This is a genomic window from Burkholderia stabilis, assembly GCF_001742165.1.
GTDB classification, from domain to species: Bacteria; Pseudomonadota; Gammaproteobacteria; order Burkholderiales; family Burkholderiaceae; genus Burkholderia; species Burkholderia stabilis.
In genome coordinates, this window is record NZ_CP016443.1 from 2,617,582 (window position 1) to 2,639,249 (window position 21,668).

Here is a 21,668-nt window from a genome sequence, read left to right on the forward strand (position 1 = left end):
AGTTGTGGTGAATGAGAAGGTGGACGACGAATGACGCGCGAGTCCCGATAACGGGAGAGCAATTCGGTGACTAGCGCGTTCCGACGGCGACGGGTTTCAGTTGTGTATCGATCCAGGACCGGACAGCGCTGTCTACTCGAACGTAGATGCCGCCATCACCGCAAGCGGCCATGCCGGGTGTTTCGACCGCCCGGGACGTAATGGCGGCGAGACTGAACGTCTTGGCTCCGGTTGTTGGGTCTTTGTCTTCCACGAACAGAGGACCGCCGCTGTCGCCATTGCATGTGTCCTTGCCAAGCAAGGGTTGGCCCGCGACCAATTCGAAATGGGCATTGCATCCGTAGTAGATCGTGTCGCTCGCAGAGCCGCCTGGTATTTGAACGACGCCTGTGCAATTCGGCGATGCGACTGGAAGATCGACCATCATCTTGCGGCCGCTGACATTGTCTTCCGTGCGTCCGAAGCCGACGGCCCGCAGCGTCGTTGCGCGATCGATTTGAGTCGGTGATGCCATCTTGGCCGGTTCGACTGGATCCCGAAATGCGTTCTCCGTGAAGATGATGCCGACGTCGGCCATGCTTGCTTTCGGTGAGCCGCATGCTTTCATGACTGCTGTCGACTTGACTTTGTATTCATCGCCGTTGCCGAGCATGTCGGCTCCAACGAATACAGATTCGGTCGCCCCGTCACAGATGCAGTGTTGGGCGGTCAGGACGGCATTTTTGCCAACCACGACGCCGGTGCATAGTCCTTTTCCCGACAGGGCAACCGTATTGGGGAATTGTTTGGTGGGGAGGCCGCCGTAGACGCGGTCATGCGATTCGGACAATAAAGCCAGGAAATTGCGGGCAAATCGCGGATCGCGATCGACTTTGGTCACGGTCGGAATGGACGGGCGCGGGGGCAATGGTCGATCATCACCGTCGACGGGTGTGCCTCCGACGATATCGACGATCGACGCATGCAATTGCTGTGGCGTCGCTTCCGACAGGTCTTTCGAATTATTCCTGAGATAGCTCGAAAATTCGTTTATCGCCTTGGGTGATGACAGAATGCTCGTCGGATAGGCCAGCGTCAGTGCTCTTCGAAGCTCGGCGGTATACGTCGGAGTCCCCTTCTTCGCCAGCGTGGACGCGTAGGCGTTCGCGGCGCTTGCGGCTTTTTTCTGGGCATCGGCGAAGCCCTGGCCGACAACTGGTGTCTGGACGATCGTTTTATTGTCGGCACCGACGCATACATTGGTGGCGGCAAGTACCGTTAGCCCGGCCCACGCGACCAGAATCATGTGTCTCGCGTACATGGACGATATCCTCGAATATCCGGTAGATTCAGCCTACTTCAGGATCGGGAAGGGGAAGTCCTGCTTTTCGATACGCATCGTTGCGGCTGATCTTGGCCTTGAGCAGTGCAATTCTCGCCGTCGTTATATCGGCGCGCGGCGCCTGGGAAGCGACAAGTTGGTCCAGTGATTCTTGCGCGTTTTGGACGACCAGATCGGCCAGCATGACGCCTTGCGCATTCTGCCGGGCGGTATCTTGGGCAGTCTGGCGAGCTTTTTCCTGTTCGGACGGGAGCAAGGATTTAGCCGACGATTTGATCGTTTCCTTGGAGTCCTCAATTGCCTTGGCAAACACCTTTGCCCACGCGGCGCCATGGCGAGTTTCGGTCAAGGTCACATTGGAGAAAAACAAGCCGACTGGCGTGAGGTTGGTTGTCAGTTTGCACCCGGATAGCCTGTTGTCGGCTGTCACCTGATAGCTCGGACAGACCTTGGTAGCCCACGCCACGGATTCTTGGCTGATCAGTGCCTTGTCGATAGTCGTGTCAAGACCCGCACTCTCCGTGGCGAGGTCGTGGATGCAACGCTCGTCGTAGTACTTGTGATCGGCGGCAAGGGTCTTGTTCTTGTTCTGAATATTGGCGCAATACGCGTGCAGTGCATGCTGTACTTCAGGTCGAGAGAATTCGTCAGGCCGAGGATCCGTCTTGGGGCGTCGTGATTCCCAGTCGGCATCGAGAATGGTGGCGGCAATGATTTCCCGAGCGGTCTTTTTCTCGCGTTTCTTGCGCTCTGCCGTGATATCGGAAGATGACGAGGGAATGGTTATCGGGCCGCTGACTAGCCGCTTGAGCACATCGGCGCCGAGTTTCCCATCGGGACCCGGCGATTCGACGGTCATGGTGAATGTCGTCGATGCGAACGGGGTGGATGACGAGAATTGCGTCAGTGTCACCGAAACGTTGTAGTCGCGTCGAGACGAAGCAAACATCGAGCGACTCTCCGCTCTCAGACTCTCTGCATAGATTGGCTGTAACCGATATACGCCTTTGTCGTTGTCGCTGTTGATCAGTTTCGCTTCGAATCTGAAGTACGGAGTTTGCAGTCCGGCCAAACTTCCGGTCGCCCACGTCGCAAATTCGGGTGCACTTTGTGTGCCGTCAAAAATGCCTCGAATGACGACGAGACACTGGATTGTCTTTGAAGGATATAGCCCGCCGGTGGCATCGATTTCATAGAGATGGTCGTCGACGCTGGCGGAGCTCGTTTCTGCTTTGTCGCTTACAGCCTTCGTCAGGGCGGCGCTGGCGTAATCGATACCGGCACTGATGGCATAAGGGATAAGTGCTGCCACGATCGGCAATATACGATTGCCGTTGCCACTGACGCGCGGTTCGCTTGGGCACTGTTCCATCCAGGTGGCCCGTGTTTCGAGCCCTTGTGCGCAAGCGAGTGGGTACAGGAACACCGTCGCCAGAGCGACCGTCAGTTTTGTGATGGACATGACTACCCCCGAACGTGCCTATGACTGACTTGGCTTTATTTGTCTTCTTGCAGCTTGATTGATAGGTGATAGCCGCCGGGGATGCAAGCGACAATGGCGAACGTGGATCGAGGAACGCACCGGCACGATTGTTCAGATCATTGAATTCGTGCTGAAAATCATTCGATTACGTCGATATGTCAACGACGTTTCGTTTTCAAATGCAGACTGCCCCGAGGGGGGGCGGCGATCTATTCGGCTCTGAGAGTTAATGCGAGGCACCGGTTCCACAGTTCACAACGACAACCTCGTTGCCGGCTCGCATTCCTGCAAAAAAAAACGACACCGCGCCGAGGCACGGTGTCGCCAACGGCCTGAACGGCCGCTCTGGTCAGTCGATTGCGTGCATCGCGTGGCGCAGTTCCTGATAGCTGCGCAGCCCCGCGACGCCGAGCTCGCGGCCGATCCCGCTGAGCCCGAAGCCGCCCCAGCACACGTGCGGGTAGATCAGCTGCGGCGCGTTGATCCACACGAGCCCGGCGCGCACGCGCTGCTGGTACTGCTTCGCGATGGCTGCGTCGCGCGTCACGACGGTCGCGACGAGCCCGTAGCGCGTGTCGTTCGCGAGTGCGATCGCTTCGTCGTCGGTGCGGAACGATTTCACGCATGCGACGGGGCCGAACACTTCGTCGGTCCACAGCGGGTTGTCGGCGGCCGGTTCGGCGATCACGACCGGCGCCATGAAGAAGCCTTCGCCGCCGGCATCCGCGACACGGCCGCTGAACGCGACGCGCGCCCCCGCCTCGATGCCGTGCTCGAGCATCGCTTCGACGCGCGTGCGCTGCGCGGCCGAGATCAGCGGCCCCATCGCGACCTGCTCCGCCGCTGGCGGCGCGACGACGAGCGCGCGCACGGCCGTCTCGAACGCGGCCATGAAGCTGCGGAAGACGCTGTCGTGCACGAGGATGCGCGCGGTGGCCGAGCACATCTGGCCTGCGTTCGTGAACGCGCCCGCGACCGCGAGCGAGACGGCGACGTCGAGATCGGCGTCCTCGCGCACGATCAGCGACGACTTGCCGCCGAGCTCGAGCGTCACGCGTTTCATGTCTTCGGCCGCGGCCTGCATCACCTTGCGGCCGGCCGCCGTGCTGCCGGTAAACGAGATCTTGTCGATCAGCGGATGCGCGGTCAGCGCCGCGCCGGTTTCGGCGCCGCCGTTCACGACGTTGACGACACCGGCCGGTACGCCGGCTTCGATGATGATGTCGAGCAACGCATGCTCGGTCGGCGACGTGAGCTCGGACGGCTTCAGCACGACCGCGCAGCCGGCCGCGAGCGCGGGCGCGAGCTTCCATGCGGTCGTGACCATCGGGAAGTTCCACGGCATGATCAGCGCGGCGACACCGACCGCGTCGTGGAAGCGCTCGGCCGTGACGGCGTCGCTCGGCAGCGCGACGGGCTCGGCCGCGAACAACGCCGGGTCTTCGCACAGCTTCGCGTAGTACGCGAACGTCGCGGCGACGTCGCCGACGTCGGCTTCGGCCTCGAACGGCGGCTTGCCGCTCACCTGCATCTGCAGCGCCGCGAGGCGCTCGCGTTCGGCTTCGACGCGCGCGGCGATCTGCGCGAGTACGCGGCCGCGCTCGGCGGGCGGCGTGTCGCGCCAGCCGGCGAAGGCGTCGCGCGCGGCGCGGACTGCCGCATCGACGTGCGCGGCCGTCGCGAATTCCTGCCAGCCGATCGTCGGGCCGGTCGACGCGTTGAAGATCGGCGCACCGGCTTCATCGGAATGCGTGCGCACCGGCTGGCCGGCGATGCGCGCGGCGGGCAGCACGAACGTCGTGGCGGAAGGGGAAAGCTCGGCGGTGGACATGAGGGTCATCCTGTCGGTGTCGATCGGGTTAGCGGTAGGCGACGCCCGGCATCACGCAGAGCATCTCGAAGGCGAGGTTCGCGCCCGTGAGCGCGGTGGTGCCGGTCGGGTCGTACGGCGGCGACACTTCGACGAGATCCGCGCCGACGATGTTCAAGCCCTTCATCCCGCGCACGATTTCGAGGCCCTGCTGCACGGTGAGGCCGCCGATTTCCGGCGTGCCGGTACCGGGTGCGAACGACGGATCGAGACCGTCGATGTCGAAGCTCAGATAAACCGGCGTATCGCCGACGCGTTCGCGCACCTGCGCCATCAGCGGCGCGAGCGACTTGTTCCAGCATTCTTCCGCCTGCACGACGGTGAAGCCCTGCTGGCGGCACCAGTCGAAATCTTCCGCGTGGTAGCCGGTGCCGCGCAAGCCGATCTGCGTGACCTTGTCGCATTGCAGCAGGCCGTCTTCCACCGCGCGGCGGAACGGCGTGCCGTGCGCGATCTTCTCGCCGAACATCGTGTCGTTCACGTCCGCGTGCGCGTCGACGTGCACGACGGCGACCTGGCCGTACTTCTTGTGCAGCGCGCGCAGGATCGGCCACGCGATCGTGTGGTCGCCGCCGAGCGTGATCGGCCGGCAGCCGTTCGAGACGATCGCGTCGTACGCTTGCTCGATGCGGCGCACCGAATCCTTCAGGTCGTACGGGTTGGTCGCGACGTCGCCGATATCGGCAACCTGCAGCGAGTCGAACGGCGCGGCGCGCGTGGCCATGTTGTACGGGCGCAGCAGCACGGATTCGGTGCGGATCTGGCGCGGGCCGAAGCGCGAACCCGAGCGGTTCGACGTGCCGAGGTCGAGCGGCACGCCGACGAAGCACACGTCGAGGCCGTCGGTCGTGTCGGCCTGCGGCAGGCGCATCATCGTGGCGATGCCGCCAAAGCGCGGCATCTCGTTGCCGCCCATCGGCTGGTTGAGTTCGCGGGGCATGGGACCGTCTCCTCTTGTCTGGTGTAAAGCGATCGGCCGATGGTAGAGGAGAACGTACGCGCGAAGATTTTGAAGTCGCAACGTTTACATCGACGGGTTTCGATGCGAGCGGCGCTGCCGCATCGACGCGGCGCAACCGAAGGCGGCCGCGTCAGCCGGAGATCGCGGGCCGGCCCGGCGGCGGGACGCCGTCGGGCGATCCGGCGGCAGGGAAGGCCACGGTTGCCGAGCCCCACGCGGCGAGTTCACGCTTCGTGCGCACGCCGAGCTTCGCGAATGCGCGCTTCACGTACGACTCGGCCGACGCGACGCGCACGCCGAGGATGTCGGCCGTTTCCGGCACGGTCTTGCCGGAGAGCAGGTGCTTGCAGGTTTCGTATTCGCGCTTCGACAGCTTCACGCCGTCGGCGGCGATTCGCGCATCGAATTGCGCGAGCGGATGGACTTCGGGCGTCGGGTGCGCGATGCGCCGCGCGGCCGTGGTCGATGCGTGCAGTTCGAGCAGCGGGAACAGCACGTCGCTGATGCTGCGAAAGCGGTTCATCTCCGCGAGCGTAAACGGCGGCCGGTCGCGGCCGCGCTCGAGCGCGATCGAATGCTGCGAATAGCGCGTGCCGCGCGCGAGCACGCATTCGTGCCCGATATGCACGTCGTCGAACAATCGCTGGCGGAATTCGCCCGGCGGGATCGCCGCGATGTCGCGCACGACGAGCATCGTGCCCGTCTTGCCGCGCAGCCCCGCGAACAGCGGGTCGCTGTCGAGAAAGCGCTCGTAGTAGAGCGTCATCACGTCGGACACGTCGGCGCTTGCCGCGCCGATGCCGCTGCTGCCGATCCATTCGCATCGGTAGCCGGTGGGCATCGTGCCGTCGACGCGCGAGCGTTCGACGTGCGCGACGTCGAGCGGCACCACTTCGTTGAGCAATTGCGTGAGGCGCGGCACGAAATGCGGCGTGCCGACCGTCTCGATCAGCTCGCCGAGCGACTTGAACGACACGTTGAAACGGTCGTTGTCGCGGTGGAAGGGGTTCACGTTGAGCAGCATGCGGTTCCCCGGTCTAAGGCGGCCGGATTCTAGCGTTTGCAACGAAAAACGTCAGTAGGGGGAAACACCGTCGGGTGTCCTGCCGACCCGTTTGCCCCGCAAAACACGGCTTGTCCCCCCGAAGGGGGGCATACCGGGGCAGTGTAAATGAGTAACTTTGTCTCTGCTTTTTTCAATCACGAGACGAAAGATTCAGATGACCAAACTGATCAAGGACATCCTGCCGCTGGGCGCAGGCATGGGCGAATTCACGAAGCTCGACTTCGGCATGGACGAAAGCGACTGGCGCGCGGCCGAAGGCAAGAGCGGCAACTACATCATCGGCTGGTGGGAAGGCAAGGTCGGCTCGGTGGAGTTTCCCGAAACCGCAGCCGACGAAGCCGTGTGGCTCGTCGAGGGCCGGATCGCGCTGACCGACGTCGAAGGCAACCGCAAGGAATTCACGCCGGGCCAGGGCTATCTGCTGCCGGCCGGCTTCGCGGGCCGCTGGGAGACGATCGAGGACGCGAAGAAGTTCTACGTGCTGCTCGAAAAGTCGTGATGTGAGAAATCGCCGCCGTGGCGCCGTCGTCCGTGTGACGCGAGCCCGGCGGCGGTTTCGTTTTCGATCGACCGCAAGCGAAGTCCGTCGCGCGTGCATCGCGGCGCGGCAGGATGACCGCGATCGCGCGGGATGGCTGGGATCATGGAAATGGAAGTCAACGAAGCAAAACAGACCGCGCCGGTAGAGGCGCACGCAATGCGTGGCGCGCCGGTCGCGCTGGGCGCCGAAGCGGCGCTCGCGAACACGAAGCTGTTCCCGTACTGGCTCGACAACCCGGCCGCGCCGGCAACCGAGCCGGAACTCGTCGGCGACGTGACGGCCGACCTGCTGATCGTCGGCGGCGGCTTCACGGGGCTGTGGTCGGCCGTGCAGGCGAAGGAACAGATGCCGCACCTGAACGTGGTGCTGATCGAGGCCGGCAAGGTTGCGCACGGCGCATCGGGCCGCGCGGGCGGGATCATCTCGACGTCGGTGATGCACGGGCTGCCGAACGCGGTACGCGTGTTCCCGAACGACATCGCGCAGCTCGAGGAATTCGGCCATCACAACCTCGACGGGTTCGAGGAGACGCTGAAGCGCTACGACATCGACGCCGACATCGAATGGAACGGCGAGATGACGGTGGCGGTCGATCCCGAGCACATCGCGCACCTGAAGGGCGATTACGACCTGCATCGCGAATACGGCCACGACGTCGTGCTGCTGAACCGAGAGGAAACGCTCGCACAGCTGAATTCGCCGATGTTCGCGGGCGCGCTGTGGTCGCGCAACCGCAGCGGGATCGTGCATCCGGCGAAGCTCGCGTGGGGGCTGAAGCGCGCGGCGCTGTCGCTCGGCGTGAAGCTGTACGAGCACACGCCGCTCACGACCGTGACCGACGAAGGCAGCACGGTGGTCGTGAAGACGCCGAAGGGCAGCGTGCGCGCGCCGCGCGTCGTGTTCGGCAGCGGCACCGCGAAGGTCGGGATTCCCGACATCAACCGCCGCGTGATGCAGGTGCGCGACCACGTGCTCGCGACCGAGCCGCTCACTGACGAGCAGCTCGCACGGATCGGCTGGAAGAATCGTCAGGGCGTGTACGACACGCGCACGCAGCTCAACTATTTCCGCCTGACGAAGAACAACAACATCATCTTCGGCGGCCTGGTGAGCTATCACTTCGACGGCGATCCGGAGCCGCACCAGGACGGCCAGCGCGAAACCTACTACCGGCTCGCGGAGGCGTTCTACCGCACCTTCCCGCAACTGAGCGACGTGCGCTTCTCGCATGCGTGGGGCGGCCCGATCGACTACTGCTCGCGCGGCTCGGTGTTCGCGAAGCGTTATCTCGGCGACAAGGCCGTGTTCGTCGCCGGCTATACGGGCTTCGGCGTCGCGGCGAGCCGGTTCGGCGCGTTCATGGGGCTGAACATCCTGTTCGATCGCGACAGCCCCGAGCGCAAGCTCGACATCGCGAACCAGAGCCCGAGCTACATCCCGCCGGAGCCGATGCGCTGGGTCGCCGCGAAGATCACGTTCCATGCGTTCGACGGCGCGGATGCCGAAGGCGGCTGGAAACGCGCGTGGATCAGCGGCCTCAAGGCGATGGGCTTCCCGATGTAAATGACGCGGCGGCCCGGCGCCGGGCCGCCTGCATGCAAGACACACCAGAATCCCGCAAGGGGACGGTCCGCCTGGCGGACACGGGGAGAGACACCGGATGAACGTAGTCAACCTGCAGGATGAAGCGCGACAGGAAAGCGCGCTGTTCGTCGTCGTGATGCTGCTGCTCGGCATACTCGGGCCGACGGTATTTCTCGGCCTGCCCGCGATCGTCGGGCAGGTCGAGCGCCATTGGGGCTTCGGCGAAGCGGCGCTGGGCCTGTCCAGCTTCGTCGAGGTGCTCGGCGAATCGACGGGCACGCTGCTCGTCGCGTTCGTGCTCGGCCGCCAGCCGGTCCGGCTCGTGCTCGCGGGCGCGGTGACGCTCGCGGCCGGCGCGAATCTCGGCACGCTCGCGACGCACGGGCTTGTGGCTTATTCGGCGCTGCAGTTCATCGCGGGCGTCGGTTCGGGCGGGCTGAACGGCATCGCGCTGCGCTACCTGTCGTATTCGCGCGCGCCGGAACGCAATCTCGGGATGATGCTGATGGGGCAGGTGATGTGGAGCATGGTGCTGCTCGCGTACATCTTCCCGATGCTGAGCGGCGCATGGGGCGCGCACGGCGTGTTCGGCTTCGTCGCGTGCGTGCTCGGCGTGTTCGTGCTCGCGACGCCGCTGTTTCGCCGCGGCGAGACGCTGGCCGCGCCGACGCCCGCCGGCATCGCCGGCAGCATCGATCGCCGCGGCGCGATGCTCGTGCTGTGCGCGCAGCTCGCGCTGTACGGCGGCGTCGGCGTCGTGTGGACCTTCCTCGAGAAGATCGGCACCGATGCGGGCCTGAGCGGCAAGTCGGTGTCGCTCGTGCTCGGCGTCGCGAACGTCGCGAGCCTCGTGATCTGCGCGGCGATGCCGAAGCTCGGCGCCGGTGCGGGCCTGCGCCGCTGGACGCTCGTGAATCTCGGCGGCTGCGCGGTCGCGGCCGTGCTGCTCGCGATGCCGGCGTCGGTCGCGACGTTCGCGCTCGGCGCGGTCGTGTTCATCGGCTGCTGGACGGGCGGCGCGTTGCTGATCTACGCGACGATCCCGCAGTACGACCTGATCGGCAAGTCGGCCGCGCTGTCGCCGGGCTGCGTCGCGCTCGGCTACGGCGTCGGTTCGGTCGCGGGTGGCTCGCTGATCGAGAACGCGGGCACGCAGTCGGCGCTGATTGCGGCGATCGTGCTGTGTGCGGTGGCGTTCCTGTGCTACGGGCGGCTGCGGCCGGCCGTGTTCGGCATGGAACGCGCGCTCGCGGCGACACCTGATTGACGGATGCGGCGCGCGCCGCTGCCGATGGCGGTGCGCGTCCGGTTCGGTTCATCGGCGAAGGCGGCGCTCAGCATGTTCTCGAATACTTCCGATCTCGATCTCCGGCTCATCCGGGTCTTCCTGGCCGTCGTCGACGCACGCGGCATCACGGCCGCCGAGGCGTCGCTCGGCGTGCGGCAGTCGACCATCAGCACGCAGCTGTCGGCGCTCGAAGCGCGCGTCGGCTTCAAGCTGTGCGATCGCGGCCGCGGCGGCTTTCGCCTCACGTCGAAGGGCGAACGCTTCGCGGCGACCGCGCGCACGCTCGTCGCGGCGACGTCCGAATTCGTCGCGCGCGTGCGCGACATCGACCGCAAGCTGGTCGGCACGCTGTCGATCGGCCTGATCGGGCAGGCGCCGCTCGTCGAGAATGCGCGCCTGGCCGAAGCGATCGGCGCGTTTCGCAAGCGCGACCAGGCCGTCACGTTCTCGATGAAGGTCGCGTCACCGCAGGAACTCGAAGAAAGCCTCGTCAACAACCAGCTCGATCTCGCGATCGGCTATTTCTGGCATCGCGTGCCGGGCCTGCTGTACACGCCGCTGTTCACCGAGCAGCAGGTGATCTACTGCGGGCGCGGGCATCCGCTGTTTCATGCGTCGCGCCCGGTGTCGGCCGACGACCTGCAGGCGCACGACTGGGTGTGGCGCACCTATCCGGTGCCGGAGGAGCAGTATCCGCTGCCCGAGCGGCGCGTGACCGCGAGCGCGGACAGCATCGAGGCCGCAACGATCCTGATCCTGTCGGGCGGCCATCTCGGCTACCTGCCCGCGCATTACGCGGAGCCGTTCGAGCAGCGCGGGCTCGTGAAGGCGGTCGGCCGTTCGACCTTCAGCTTCGACGTGCCGCTGCACCTCGCGATGAAGCGCAGCACGAGCGACAAGCCGATCGTCGACGCGTTCTGCGAGGACCTGCTGCGCGCCTTCAACATCAAGGCGGTTGCGCTGGCGGCGTAAGCGCGCGGCGCCGGCTCAGCAGTCGACAAGCACCCAGTCGAACAGCTCGCGGCGCGTGCGCACGCCGAGCTTCGCGAAGGCGCGCTTCACGTACGACTCGGCCGTCGACAGCTTCACGTCGAGCTGCTGCGCGGCCTCGGGCACCGAGCGCCCGCACAGCATCAGCCGGCAGATCTCGTGCTCGCGGCGCGACAGCTGCACGTCCTGCCGTTCGAGACGCGCGTCGAAACCGGCCTGCGACGCGGCATTCGCCGACCCCGATCCCGACGTCACGCGCCGCGCCGCGCAGGTGCGCGCATGCAGTTCGAACATCGGGAACAGCAGATCGACCATCTGCCGGAAATGGAACAGCTCGTCCGTCGTGAACGCGGCCCGCCCGACGGTGCGCGCGAGGCCGAGCGCGTACTGCACGTGCGCGTTGCCGTGCACGAGCAGGCACTCCTGCGCGATACCGGGCTCATCGAAGATCCGGCGGCGGAATTCGCCTTGCGCGATGCCGTCGACATGACGCTGCACCAGCAGCGTGCCGGCCTGGCCGCGCAGCGGCGCGACCAGCGGATCGGCGTGACAGTAGTCCTGGTAGTAGAGGTCCATCACGCGCAGCGTATCGGCCGCGAAGCGCAGGCTGCCGCTGCCGAGCCATTCGACCACGTGGCCCGACGTGCTGCCCGTGTCGGCGCGCCAGCGCTCGAGATGCACGGCGTCGGCATCGATGCTGTCGTTGACGAATTCGGTCACCGCGCCGACGAAGCCCGGCGTGCCGACCGCGCGCAACGTCGAGCCGAGCGTATCGGGGCGGACGCCGATCAGGTAGTGGCCACGGGCGGCCGGGTCGGGCTGGAGAATTCGCATGGTCGGGCGGGAGCGGTCAAGGGACAGCGCGACGTTACGCGAACGCCGCGCGCGCGTCAGCCGGGGAATGACCGGATCAGGGGCACGGATTTCGGGCGTTGTCCCCAAAACGACGACACGCCGCGTGCCTGCGCCGCCGGAATTCGCGAAAGCCCCTGCGTCGGGGGGGCAGACCCGTGCGAATCGTCTGCCTATAGTGAAAGCGCTTCGAAAACCCGATGACCAGAAAGGACAGGCAATGCAGATTCAACCGACGCAGACCGCCGCGACGCCGGCGGATTTCGTTCTGACCAACGCGAAGGTCTATACCGTCGATCCGCACAAGCCGTGGGCACAGGCCGTCGCCGTGCGCGACGGCCGGATCGTCCATGTCGGCGACACGGCGGCCGTGCAGGCTTACATCGGTGCGCAGACGAAGGTCGTCGACGCGGCAGGCCGGCTCGTGCTGCCGGGCTTCGTCGAGTCGCACTGGCACTTCGAGACGACCGCGTTCGCGTTCCAGGCGTTCGTGAACTACGAGGACCCGCAGAAGGTGCTCGCCGCGCTGCGCGCGTACGTCGACACGCATCCGGACGAGCCGGCGATCACCGGGATGGGCTGGGTGCAGGCGACGATCCCGCCGGCGCTGCTGCGCAAGGAGACGCTCGACGCGATCTGCGCGGATCGCCCCGTGTGCCTGCTGTCGACCGACTTCCATACGATGTGGGTGAACTCGAAGGCGCTGGAGATCGCCGGCATCGATGCGTCGACGCCGCCCGTGCAGGAAGGCGCGAGCTGGTTCGAGAAGGACGCGGTGACGGGCGAGCCGACCGGGCTCATCGTCGACGGCGCCGCGTATTCGCTGCTGATGCAGCGGATCAGCGCGGCCGGCCTGCTGCCGACCGGCATCGACCTGTACCTGAAATCGATTCCGCCGTGGCAGAAGAAGCTGTGCGCGGCTGGCGTGACGACCGTGTTCGACGCGGGGTTCTTCGACCCGAGCGGCGACCAGTCGCTGCTGTACGAGACGCTGCAGACGATGGAGCGGGCGGGCGACCTGAAGCTGCGCGTGGTCGGCAGCGTCGCGGTGATCGGCGAGATCGACGATCCGGTCGGCACGCTCGTCCGGTATCGCGAGCAATACGATTCGCCGCTCGTGAAGGCGCGCGCGCTGAAGCTGTTCCTCGACGGCACCGAGGCGAACCACACCGCGTACCTGCTCGAACCGTACGCGGATCGCCCCGACACCTGCGGCGCACCGACGATGCCGGCCGACACGTTCAACCGCTATCTCGTCGAGGCCGATCGCGCGAACGCGAACGTGATGGTGCATTGCGTCGGCGACGCGGCCGTGCGGATGGCGCTCGACGGCTTCGACGAGGTCAACCGCGCGAACCCGCCGCGCGACCGTCGCCACGTGATCACGCACGCGTTCCTCACGCATCCGGACGATATCCCGCGTTTCCGCCGCGCGGGCGTGATGGCGAACACGCAGCTGCAATGGGGCGTGGTCGACGCGTACACCGAGCAATTGCGCGACCACTACGGCCACGAGCGCTGGAGCAACATGTACAAGTTCCGCACGTTCCTCGACGAAGGCGTGACGGTGTCGATCGGCATGGACGGCCTCGCGTGCCAGTGCCGCTGCCAGCACAAGCCGCTCGAACACATCGAGTCGGGCCATACGCGCCAGCTCGCGGGCGAGCCCGATGCGGCGGTGTTCCCGGACATCGCCGAGCGCCTGAGCATTCCGCAGCTGATCGCCGCGTACACGATCCACGGCGCGTACCAGCTCGGGATGGAGCACGAGATCGGCTCGCTGACGCCCGGCAAGCGCGCGGACCTTGTCGTGCTCGAGAACGACCTGTTCGAAGTCGGCCAGTACGATATCGGCCGCATCGACGTCGCGCTGACGATGATGGACGGCGACATCACGCACGTCGGCGACGATTTTCGCGCGCGCACGGGCATCGGCGCACGCTGATCGACCGCATGCCGGCTGACGAAGCGTTGACGAAACTTTCGGAATGCTTCCGTTTTGGGCCGGCCGGCGCATCCGGCGCGCACCGGATGCGCCGATTGTGCGGCGTGTCCCCCTATTGGCAGGGCAGACCGGCCAATTTCCTCTGGCTACATTTTTCCTGACCGAAGCAAACACCGTTCGGCGCGAACGGATCATGATATCGACGGAGGAAAATATGGCAGGGGACTGGAAACATCATCTGAAAACGGCATGCGCGGCGCTCGCGCTGGGCGGCCTCGTCTGGGCGGGCGCGCCCGTCGCGCACGCGGCGGACGTCGTCAACGTGTACAACTGGGGCAACTCGATCGGCAAGGCGACGATCGCGAACTTCGAGAAGGCGACCGGCATCAAGGTTGTCTACCAGGAGTTCGATTCGAACGAGACGCTGCAGGCGAAGCTGCTGTCGGGCACGTCGGGCTACGACGTCGTCGTGCCGTCCGACATCTTCTGGGCGCGCCAGCTGCAGGCCGGCATCTTCCGCAAGATCGACAAGAGCCAGGTGCCGAACTACGGGCTGCTCGATCCGGAAATCATGAAGGTGCTGTCGAAGGACGATCCGGGCAACCAGTTCGGCATTCCGTGGACGTGGGGCACGGATGGCCTCGGGATGAACGTCGAGAAGGTCAAGGCCGCGCTCGGCAACGACGCGCCGCTCGACAGCTGGGCGCTGTTGTTCGACCCGAAATACGCGCAGAAGCTGAAAGGCTGCGGCGTGTCGGTGCTCGATTCGCCGGTCGATGCGTTCGGGATGGCGCTGGTCTACCTGAAGAAGGACGCGAACACGACGAACCCGGCCGACTACCAGGCCGCGTACGAGCTGCTGAAATCGGTGCGGCCGTACATCACGCAGTTCAATTCGAGCAGCTACATCAACGATCTCGCGGGCGGCGACATCTGCCTCGCGCTCGGCTGGTCGGGCGACGTGAACTCGGCGCGCATCGCGGCCGCTTCCGCGAAGAAGTCGTATCACATCAAGTACGTGATACCGAACGAGGGCAGCGCGATGTGGTTCGACATGATGGCGATCCCGAAGGATGCGCCGCATCCGGACGCCGCGTTGAAGTTCGTCAACTTCGTGCTGTCAGAGAAAGAGAGCGCGAACCTGACCAACGATACGTCGTATCCGTCGGCCGTGCCGTCGTCGAAGCGCCTCGTGCGCGCCGAGGTGACGAGCGATCCGGCCGTGTTTCCGCCGGCCGACGTCATCCGCAAGCTGAGCCTCAGCAAACCGATCCCGCCTGACCTGATGCGTCTGCAGAACCGTCTCTGGACGAAGCTGAAGACCGAGTAAGCCGTCCCCCGTACTCCCGCCTATCTTTCGCGCGCCCCGCCGCTTTTCGCGGCGGGCGGGGGCGCGCTCGTCCCGACGACCACCCACGACATGAAAATCAAACACATGACGGCGCTGTGCCTGCTCGCGTTCGAAGCGGCTTCGGCATTCGCGCATACTCCGCAGACGACCGACGCGAGCAGGATGAAGGCGCTGCAGGCGCAGGTCACCGCGCTGCAGCAGCAGGTGAACGAACTGCGCGCGAGCATGATCGCCTCGAAGCGGCCCGGCACGGCGACCGTTGCCGCAACGGGCAGCGTGCCGATCGGCTCCGTCAACACGGCGGCGGGCGCTGCCGCGTCCGACTCGGCGCCCGCGTTCACCAACGACGACCTGCAGCAGATGCGCGAACAGATTTCGAACGCGTCGCTGAAGGTCGACTCGCTGCAGGAAGCCGCGACGACCGGCCCGCTCGCGGGCCTGAGCATCACCGGCTACGTCGATCCCGTGTACCTGTTCAACCGCGCGCAACGCACGTCCGGCTTCCAGTTCCTGAATCACGACCCGGGTGCGTACGACTACTTCAACAGCACGATCGGCGACGTCTACCTCGACATCAAGAAGACCTTCGGCGTCGGCCCGATGGCGCCGTCGGCGGAGATCGTGATCCAGCCGAACCGCGGTTTCGGCAACGTGTTCAGCAACGCGCATGGTGGCGTCGGCAACAACATCATCACGCAGGCCCTGGTGACCGTGCCGCTCAGCACGACGCGCACCTTCGAAGTCGGGATGATGCCGAGCCTCGCGGGCTACGAGGTGCAGCCGTCGAACCAGATGCTGACGCTCACGCACGGGCTGCTGTACGACTTCAGCGAGCCGGGCAACCTCGTCGGCATCGGGCTGAAGGGCAACAACGCGGCGATGACGCGCTTCTGGCAGGTGGTGATCGGCAACGAGGTGCTGCGCACGGCCGGCGCGATCGCGAACGCGGCGAACAACACGACGAAGACCAACTGGACGCCGACGATCACCGCGCGCTTCGACAACGCGACGTCGACCGCCTACGACTTCGGCATCTCCGCGATGCTCGGCCGGCAGTCGCTGTTCTCGCCGTGCCCGACGGCGGGCGGCTACGGCTACCAGTGCAACGGCTCGTCGCCGACCGGCCTCTACAAGTACGTGGAAGCCGACATGACCTATACGCACGACAAGACGCAGATCAACGCGCAGGTCGATTACGGCGAACTGCAGAAGGGCGCCTGGAACGGTGGCACCGCGCGCTGGTACGGGATGTCGCTGCTCGGTCACACGAAGTGGACGACGTCGTGGGTCGGCCGCATGGGCGCGACGCTGCGCTTCGACTACCTGAACAATACCGCGAACGGCGGCGGCGGCACGAACATCCAGTACGGGCTCGCGGGCGGCAATCCGTCGGTGAACGGGTCGAGCGGCTTCGGCATCGATCCGTCGTGCTTCCAGGGCTCGTCGACGAACGGCACCGAGTGCAAGGGCGCGCAACGCTATGCGATCACGGCCGACCTGCTGTTCTATCCGACCCAGCAGATCACCGTGAAGCTCGAATACCGCCACGACGCGGCGAACCATCCAGTGTTCCTGAAGAGCAACGGCACGTACGCGCGCAGCAACGACCTGGCCGGGATGCAGTTCATCTACTCGTTCTGACCGCGTCGACCGGCGCGGTGCGCCGACGCGTCAGGGGCGCGCCGCGTCCGGCTCGGGCGGTGGCAGCGGCGTGCCCTGCGGCGCGAGGTTCAGGCCGAGCGCCTGCAGTTGCTCGCGCAGGAACTGGATGAACACGCGCACCTTGCGCGTGTGCCGGCGATGCGGGAGGAACAGTACGTGAATCCACGGGCCGAATGCGCTCATCTCGCGCGACAGCTCGGTGCGCACTTCGACGAGCTCGCCCTGCGCGAGATAACGCGCGACGCTCCACGCGGGCGCGAACTGCAAGCCGTGGCCGTCGAGCAGGCATGCGAGCAGGAAGTCGTAGTTGCCGCTCGACAGCCGCGGCGTCGGCTGCTTCACGCGGATGCGTTCGTCGTCGTGCCCGACCCACCAGAAATGCCGGTTGATTAGCGGATGACGAAAGATCAGCCAGTCGTGCGTCTGGTAGTTGTCGAGCGTGACGTCGGCGCCTTTGCGTTCGATGTAGCCGGGGCTCGCGCACAGCACGAGACGGTTCTCCAGCAGCGGCTGCGCGATCACGCCGGGCAGGTCGGTCGGCCCGTCGCGCAACGCGAGATCGTAGCTGCCGTCGAGCGGGTCGGCTTCGGTCATCTCCACTTCGAGGCGCACGAGCGGATGCTCGCGCATGAAACGGCAACACACCTGCGTGAAGAACGCCGGGCCGAACGCGGGTGATGTCGCGATGCGCAGGTTGCCGCGCAGTTCGTGCTGCAACTGCTCGACTTCCTCGCCGGCGAGCTGCAACTGCATCAGCGCCTGGCGTGCGGCGTCGAGATAGAGGTGCCCGGCTTCCGTCAGCGCCATGCGCCGCGTCGTGCGCTCGAACAACCGCGCGCCGAGATCGGCTTCGAGCTGCGTGACGCCTTTCGTCACGGCCGACGGCGTCTTGCCGAGTTGTTCGGCGGCACGGCTGAAGCCGCCGTGTTCGGCTGTCGCGACGAACATCGTGAGCGCGGTCATCTTGTCCATGTGAATCTATTCCTGACAGGCACAGAAGTTATGCAAAAACCGGGCGCGACCGGCGCGCACACATCCGTTACGCTGGAACAGATACGCCGGCTGCATGAGGATACGACGGATCGCGCCGCGATTCACGCATCCGTTCGCATTGCGCCGCCGCGCGGCACATCCCATTCCGGAGCAAGCGCGCCTTGCTCCCATTCGATACAGGAGACCCCATCGTGAAGCTGCACACCTTCGTGACCGACATCACCGATCCGCGCGAACGCGGCCGCCAGATCGGCGCGCGTTTCGCCGCCGAGATCCGCGAGACGGTCGCGCTTTATCTCGCGTTCTTCCCGAAGCTCGGCATCGATCCGCAGCGCGCGCGGGAGATCGGCGAAGCGAGCCTTGCCGAACTCGAAGCGTGGTGCCCGCGCCTCGCCGACGAAGTGCAGGCGATCGGCGACGGCGTCGACCTGCCGCGCTGGCAGCTCGCATGCCTGAACGCGCGCACCGAGATTCTCGCCACCGCGCCCGCGTCGGCCGAAGGCGAATGCTCGACGACCGTCTACGCGCCAGCCGGCCCGAATGCGCCGCGCACGCTGCAAACCTGGGACTGGCACGACAGCCTCGCGCCGCAGGGCTTGCTGATGCAGTTCGCCATGCCGAACGGCCGCACCGTCAAGCTGTTCTCCGAATTCGGGATGCTGGCGAAGCTCGGCGTGAACAGCGCGGGGCTCGGGCTGCATTTCAACATCCTGCATCACGCGAGCGACAACGATAGCGCGGGCGTGCCCGTGCACGCGATCGCGCGGCGCTTGCTCGAAGAAGCGACGACGGTGCAGGAGGCGATCGACATTGCGCGCACTGCGCGCGTGAGCGCATCGACGGTGCTGACCGTGTTCACGCGGCACGACGCGAACCCGCGCGCGGCGAGCATCGAGATGAGCCCGTCGGGCGTCGGCGTCGTGGTGCCGCGCCCGGACGGCTGGCTGCTGCATACGAACCACTTCCTCGATCACGCGCTGAGCGGCGGCGAGTGCATGCCCGACAGCTCGACGACGCGCGAGCGCTTCGCGCACCTGAACGATGTCGTGACGGGGATGACGAGCGCCGATGTGCGCGAGCGCGCGGCGGCGATGTGCGGCGCGGCCGGCGATCAGGCCGTGGTGTGTTTCCATCCGGACCTGTCGATGCCCGATACCGAACGCTGGGAAACGCTGCTGACGGTCGGCATCGATACCGATGCGTGCGCGCTCGACTACGTGGCCGGTAATCCCCACGACCTCGCGCGCGACGGGTTCCAGCGGTTCTGATGCACGTGTAGCAGTACGCATGGGCGGCACGCGCGTGCCGCCCTTTCGGCGCTCAGGCGTCGATGCGCTCGACCTTGCCGACGAGCAGCCCGTACGACAGGCTGCCCGCGAGCGCCATCGCGGCGATGTAGGTGATCGCGCGCGAGAAGTCCGCGCCGTTCACGAGCAGCCCGATCACGATCGGCGTCGCGATCGCGGACAGGTTGCCGATCAGGTTGAACATGCCGCCCGTGAGGCCGAGCAGCCGCGCGGGTGCGAGCCCCGACACGAGCGACCACGTGATCGACGCGAAGCCGTTGCCGAAGAACGCGATCGTCATGAACGCGATCACCCAGCCGGTCGAGCTCACGTAGTTCGCGCCGATGATGCAGGTCGAGATCAGCAGCCCCGAGATGATCGGCAGCTTGCGCGCGAAACCCTGCGACGCGCCGCGGCGCATCAGCCAGTCCGACAGCACGCCCGAACACAGCACGCCGACGAACGCGGCGAGGAACGGCAGCGACGCGAGAAAGCCCGACTTGATGAAGTCCATCCCGCGATACTTGACGAGATAGGTCGGGAACCACGTGAGAAAGAACCACAGCGTCGAGTTCAGCGCGAACTGGCCGAGATAGATGCCCCACAGCTTGCGGCGGCCGAGCACGACGCCGAGATCGCGCCACGTCGACGGCGCGCGTTCGCTGCGCGCCGCGATGCGGTCCTCGAGATCGACGAGCCCGCCGCCGTCGCGGATCAGCGCGATTTCGGCCGCATTGACGCCGCGAAACGCGCGCGGCTCGCGATACACCGCATACCAGATCGCGGCCCATGCGATGCCCGCGAGGCCGGTCGCGACGAACACCATGTGCCAGCCGAGATGCACCTGCAGCCACGCGAGCACCGGCGTGAGGAACGCGAGCCCGACGAACTGGCCCGACGTGTAGCCGCCGATCGCGCTGGCGCGCTCGCGGGTCGGGAACCACGTCGTGACCACACGGTTGTTGATCGGGTACGCCGGCGCTTCGAGCGCGCCCACCGCGAGACGCAGCACGATCAGCCCAACGAACGAACCCGCGAAACCGAGCAGCAGCGTCGCGGCCGACCACAGCGCCAGCGCGCCCGCGTACAGCACGCGCGGCGACACCTTGTCGACGAGCCAGCCGCCGGGAATCTGCATCAGCGCGTAGGTCCAACCGAACGCGGAGAACACGAGGCCCGCGCGGACGGGATCGATGTTCAGCTCCTTGAACAATGCGGGCGCGGCGATCGACAGGTTGCTGCGATCCAGATAGTTGATGACGACCGTGACGAACAGCAGCGCGAGGATCAGCAGCCGCTTGCGGCTCGGCGGCGTGGTGGCAGCGGCGCGCGCGGCGGCATCGGTTGCGGTGGCGGCGTGTGCGTGCGGCCGCTCGGGCGGGTTGGCGCGGGTGCGTGACGCGGATTGGGCCACGGTTGTCTCCTGTGTTCTGTGCCCGGCCGGCGCCCGCGAGCGGGGCGGCCGAATCGAATGGCGTTGGGGCGAACGTTAGAGCCGTGGAGCGAAGTGCGTCAACATTTGAACAGGCATCCCTATTAATGGGACTTTGCGCGCTCAATATGTGGGAAAGCGTGGCGGGAACGCCGCGCCGGAGATCATTCGGCCGTCGCTTCTTTCGCGCTCACCCAGCCTTGCACGGCGCCGGCGTGCGGATTGCGATACCGCACCTTCAGCCACTGGAAATCGTCGCTCGCGTCGATCAGCTCCAGCGTGTCGCCGGCAACGACGTAGCGGCGCGTGGGTGCGTCGCTCATCGTGTCGTGCAGCGGCAGGCGCGCCGCGTGCACCTTGAACGTGACCGTGCCGCCGCCGTATGCCTGCGGGCGGCGCGACACGCGCTTGCCGTGCTCGTCGTAGGTCAGCAGCATCGACGACGGGCCGTTGTCGCCGTCGAGCAAGCCGCGCAGGTCGTCCGTCACCGCTTCGCTGGACTGGTACAGATACATCCGGCCGTTGCCGTCGAAGCGGTACGCATCGGTGTACCAGATCGGGCCGCCGCGGCACGAGCTGTACAGCGTGCGCTCCTTCGGTTTGGCGTCGATGTTGATCAGGTCGTCGCAGTTGCCGTGCGGCATGTTCGCCGCCGGCATTTGCAGCGGCTCGAACTGCTGGCGTGCGGCGTTGTACAGGTAGATGCCGTAGCTTGCGTTGACCATGCCGAGCAGCGCGCGCACGGAGAGATCGCGGTGGCCGTCGAAGTTGTAGTCGTCCGACTCGAGGTGATAGTGGCCTTCCTCGTCGGTGACGGTGACGTCGAGCGTCTGCGTTTTCCCGCTCGGCAGGAAGCGCACGGTGATGTGCGCGCCGTCGGCGCGCTCGACGCGCGCGGTGACGGTGTCGTCGACCTTGAACGTGAGCAGCGGTTTGGCCGCGTGCGCGGCGGGGGCGAACGCGGCGCATGCGGCGAGCAGCAGCGCGGCGAGGCGGGGAAGGGGAGAACGCGTCATGAGCAGGCGTCGGAGCGAAGGATGAGG

At 66.1% G+C, this 21,668-nt stretch carries 17 protein-coding genes; 8 read left to right on the forward strand and 9 right to left on the reverse strand.

The window, feature by feature from the left end:
* Positions 1-70: 70 nt before the first annotated feature.
* From BBJ41_RS29550 to BBJ41_RS29570, 5 genes are all read right to left on the reverse strand, one after another.
* On the reverse strand, positions 71-1,285 hold the full coding sequence (locus tag BBJ41_RS29550) for a S1 family peptidase (protein ID WP_167362223.1): 1,215 nt from the start codon (positions 1,283-1,285) through the stop codon (positions 71-73).
* 43 nt (positions 1,286-1,328) lie between these two features.
* Positions 1,329-2,783 (reverse strand): hypothetical protein, encoded by a 1,455-nt coding sequence (locus BBJ41_RS29555; RefSeq protein WP_069749721.1) that lies wholly within the window; start codon positions 2,781-2,783, stop codon positions 1,329-1,331.
* A 370-nt stretch (positions 2,784-3,153) separates the two neighbouring features.
* Complete coding sequence (locus tag BBJ41_RS29560) at positions 3,154-4,635, reverse strand: aldehyde dehydrogenase family protein (RefSeq protein WP_069749722.1); 1,482 nt, start codon at positions 4,633-4,635, stop codon at positions 3,154-3,156.
* Between the two features lie 28 nt (positions 4,636-4,663).
* Positions 4,664-5,614, reverse strand: coding sequence for an agmatinase (gene speB / locus BBJ41_RS29565; protein WP_069749723.1), 951 nt, complete (start codon positions 5,612-5,614; stop codon positions 4,664-4,666).
* A gap of 151 nt (positions 5,615-5,765) precedes the next feature.
* On the reverse strand, positions 5,766-6,659 hold the full coding sequence (locus BBJ41_RS29570; protein ID WP_069749724.1) for a helix-turn-helix transcriptional regulator: 894 nt from the start codon (positions 6,657-6,659) through the stop codon (positions 5,766-5,768).
* A 196-nt stretch (positions 6,660-6,855) separates the two neighbouring features.
* Between BBJ41_RS29570 and BBJ41_RS29575 the strand changes: the two genes are divergently transcribed.
* The 4 genes from BBJ41_RS29575 (at position 6,856) to BBJ41_RS29590 (ending at position 11,086) form a co-directional block, all read left to right on the forward strand.
* Positions 6,856-7,200, forward strand: coding sequence for a cupin domain-containing protein (locus BBJ41_RS29575; RefSeq protein WP_069749725.1), 345 nt, complete (start codon positions 6,856-6,858; stop codon positions 7,198-7,200).
* Between the two features lie 144 nt (positions 7,201-7,344).
* On the forward strand, positions 7,345-8,805 hold the full coding sequence (locus BBJ41_RS29580; RefSeq protein ID WP_069749726.1) for an NAD(P)/FAD-dependent oxidoreductase: 1,461 nt from the start codon (positions 7,345-7,347) through the stop codon (positions 8,803-8,805).
* A 97-nt stretch (positions 8,806-8,902) separates the two neighbouring features.
* A complete protein-coding gene (locus tag BBJ41_RS29585; RefSeq protein ID WP_069749727.1) occupies positions 8,903-10,093 on the forward strand; it encodes an MFS transporter in 1,191 nt (396 codons plus the stop codon).
* Positions 10,094-10,165: 72 nt separating this feature from the next.
* Positions 10,166-11,086: a LysR family transcriptional regulator gene (locus tag BBJ41_RS29590; RefSeq protein WP_069750429.1), complete on the forward strand. Its 921-nt coding sequence runs from the start codon at positions 10,166-10,168 to the stop codon at positions 11,084-11,086.
* Between the two features lie 15 nt (positions 11,087-11,101).
* Here the strand turns inward: BBJ41_RS29590 and BBJ41_RS29595 are convergent, their stop codons facing one another.
* A complete protein-coding gene (locus BBJ41_RS29595; RefSeq protein ID WP_069749728.1) occupies positions 11,102-11,938 on the reverse strand; it encodes a helix-turn-helix transcriptional regulator in 837 nt (278 codons plus the stop codon).
* 238 nt (positions 11,939-12,176) lie between these two features.
* Between BBJ41_RS29595 and BBJ41_RS29600 the strand changes: the two genes are divergently transcribed.
* From BBJ41_RS29600 to BBJ41_RS29610, 3 genes are all read left to right on the forward strand, one after another.
* A complete protein-coding gene (locus tag BBJ41_RS29600) occupies positions 12,177-13,901 on the forward strand; it encodes an amidohydrolase (RefSeq protein WP_069749729.1) in 1,725 nt (574 codons plus the stop codon).
* 214 nt (positions 13,902-14,115) lie between these two features.
* On the forward strand, positions 14,116-15,231 hold the full coding sequence (locus tag BBJ41_RS29605; RefSeq protein WP_069749730.1) for a polyamine ABC transporter substrate-binding protein: 1,116 nt from the start codon (positions 14,116-14,118) through the stop codon (positions 15,229-15,231).
* Between the two features lie 90 nt (positions 15,232-15,321).
* Positions 15,322-16,893 carry a DUF3138 family protein gene (locus tag BBJ41_RS29610; protein ID WP_069749731.1) on the forward strand — a complete coding sequence of 524 codons (1,572 nt, stop codon included), beginning with the start codon at positions 15,322-15,324 and terminating at the stop codon, positions 16,891-16,893.
* Positions 16,894-16,923: 30 nt separating this feature from the next.
* Here the strand turns inward: BBJ41_RS29610 and BBJ41_RS29615 are convergent, their stop codons facing one another.
* Positions 16,924-17,886 (reverse strand): LysR family transcriptional regulator, encoded by a 963-nt coding sequence (locus BBJ41_RS29615; RefSeq protein WP_069749732.1) that lies wholly within the window; start codon positions 17,884-17,886, stop codon positions 16,924-16,926.
* Positions 17,887-18,098: 212 nt separating this feature from the next.
* On the opposite strand from BBJ41_RS29615, the gene BBJ41_RS29620 reads away from it, so the two are divergent.
* On the forward strand, positions 18,099-19,175 hold the full coding sequence (locus BBJ41_RS29620; protein ID WP_069749733.1) for a C45 family autoproteolytic acyltransferase/hydolase: 1,077 nt from the start codon (positions 18,099-18,101) through the stop codon (positions 19,173-19,175).
* Between the two features lie 52 nt (positions 19,176-19,227).
* Here BBJ41_RS29620 and BBJ41_RS29625 read toward each other — a convergent pair whose 3' ends face one another.
* Together BBJ41_RS29625 and BBJ41_RS29630 are read right to left on the reverse strand one after the other, a co-directional pair.
* A complete protein-coding gene (locus BBJ41_RS29625; protein ID WP_069749734.1) occupies positions 19,228-20,607 on the reverse strand; it encodes an MFS transporter in 1,380 nt (459 codons plus the stop codon).
* A gap of 182 nt (positions 20,608-20,789) precedes the next feature.
* Positions 20,790-21,641 (reverse strand): XAC2610-related protein, encoded by an 852-nt coding sequence (locus BBJ41_RS29630; protein WP_069749735.1) that lies wholly within the window; start codon positions 21,639-21,641, stop codon positions 20,790-20,792.
* Between the last annotated feature and the right edge of the window lie 27 nt (positions 21,642-21,668).

Bases quoted from the DNA above. Each gene is read 5' to 3' on its own strand.
- BBJ41_RS29550 (WP_167362223.1), bottom strand. From the start codon at position 1,285: ATGATTCTGGTCGCGTGGGCCGGGCTAACGGTACTTGCCGCCACCAAT.
- BBJ41_RS29615 (WP_069749732.1), bottom strand. From the start codon at position 17,886: ATGGACAAGATGACCGCGCTCACGATGTTCGTCGCGACAGCCGAACAC.
- speB (WP_069749723.1), bottom strand. From the start codon at position 5,614: ATGCCCCGCGAACTCAACCAGCCGATGGGCGGCAACGAGATGCCGCGC.
- BBJ41_RS29580 (WP_069749726.1), top strand. From the start codon at position 7,345: ATGGAAATGGAAGTCAACGAAGCAAAACAGACCGCGCCGGTAGAGGCG.
- BBJ41_RS29600 (WP_069749729.1), top strand. From the start codon at position 12,177: ATGCAGATTCAACCGACGCAGACCGCCGCGACGCCGGCGGATTTCGTT.
- BBJ41_RS29570 (WP_069749724.1), bottom strand. From the start codon at position 6,659: ATGCTGCTCAACGTGAACCCCTTCCACCGCGACAACGACCGTTTCAAC.
- BBJ41_RS29595 (WP_069749728.1), bottom strand. From the start codon at position 11,938: ATGCGAATTCTCCAGCCCGACCCGGCCGCCCGTGGCCACTACCTGATC.
- BBJ41_RS29575 (WP_069749725.1), top strand. From the start codon at position 6,856: ATGACCAAACTGATCAAGGACATCCTGCCGCTGGGCGCAGGCATGGGC.
- BBJ41_RS29630 (WP_069749735.1), bottom strand. From the start codon at position 21,641: ATGACGCGTTCTCCCCTTCCCCGCCTCGCCGCGCTGCTGCTCGCCGCA.
- BBJ41_RS29605 (WP_069749730.1), top strand. From the start codon at position 14,116: ATGGCAGGGGACTGGAAACATCATCTGAAAACGGCATGCGCGGCGCTC.
- BBJ41_RS29590 (WP_069750429.1), top strand. From the start codon at position 10,166: ATGTTCTCGAATACTTCCGATCTCGATCTCCGGCTCATCCGGGTCTTC.
- BBJ41_RS29610 (WP_069749731.1), top strand. From the start codon at position 15,322: ATGAAAATCAAACACATGACGGCGCTGTGCCTGCTCGCGTTCGAAGCG.
- BBJ41_RS29560 (WP_069749722.1), bottom strand. From the start codon at position 4,635: ATGTCCACCGCCGAGCTTTCCCCTTCCGCCACGACGTTCGTGCTGCCC.
- BBJ41_RS29585 (WP_069749727.1), top strand. From the start codon at position 8,903: ATGAACGTAGTCAACCTGCAGGATGAAGCGCGACAGGAAAGCGCGCTG.
- BBJ41_RS29555 (WP_069749721.1), bottom strand. From the start codon at position 2,783: ATGTCCATCACAAAACTGACGGTCGCTCTGGCGACGGTGTTCCTGTAC.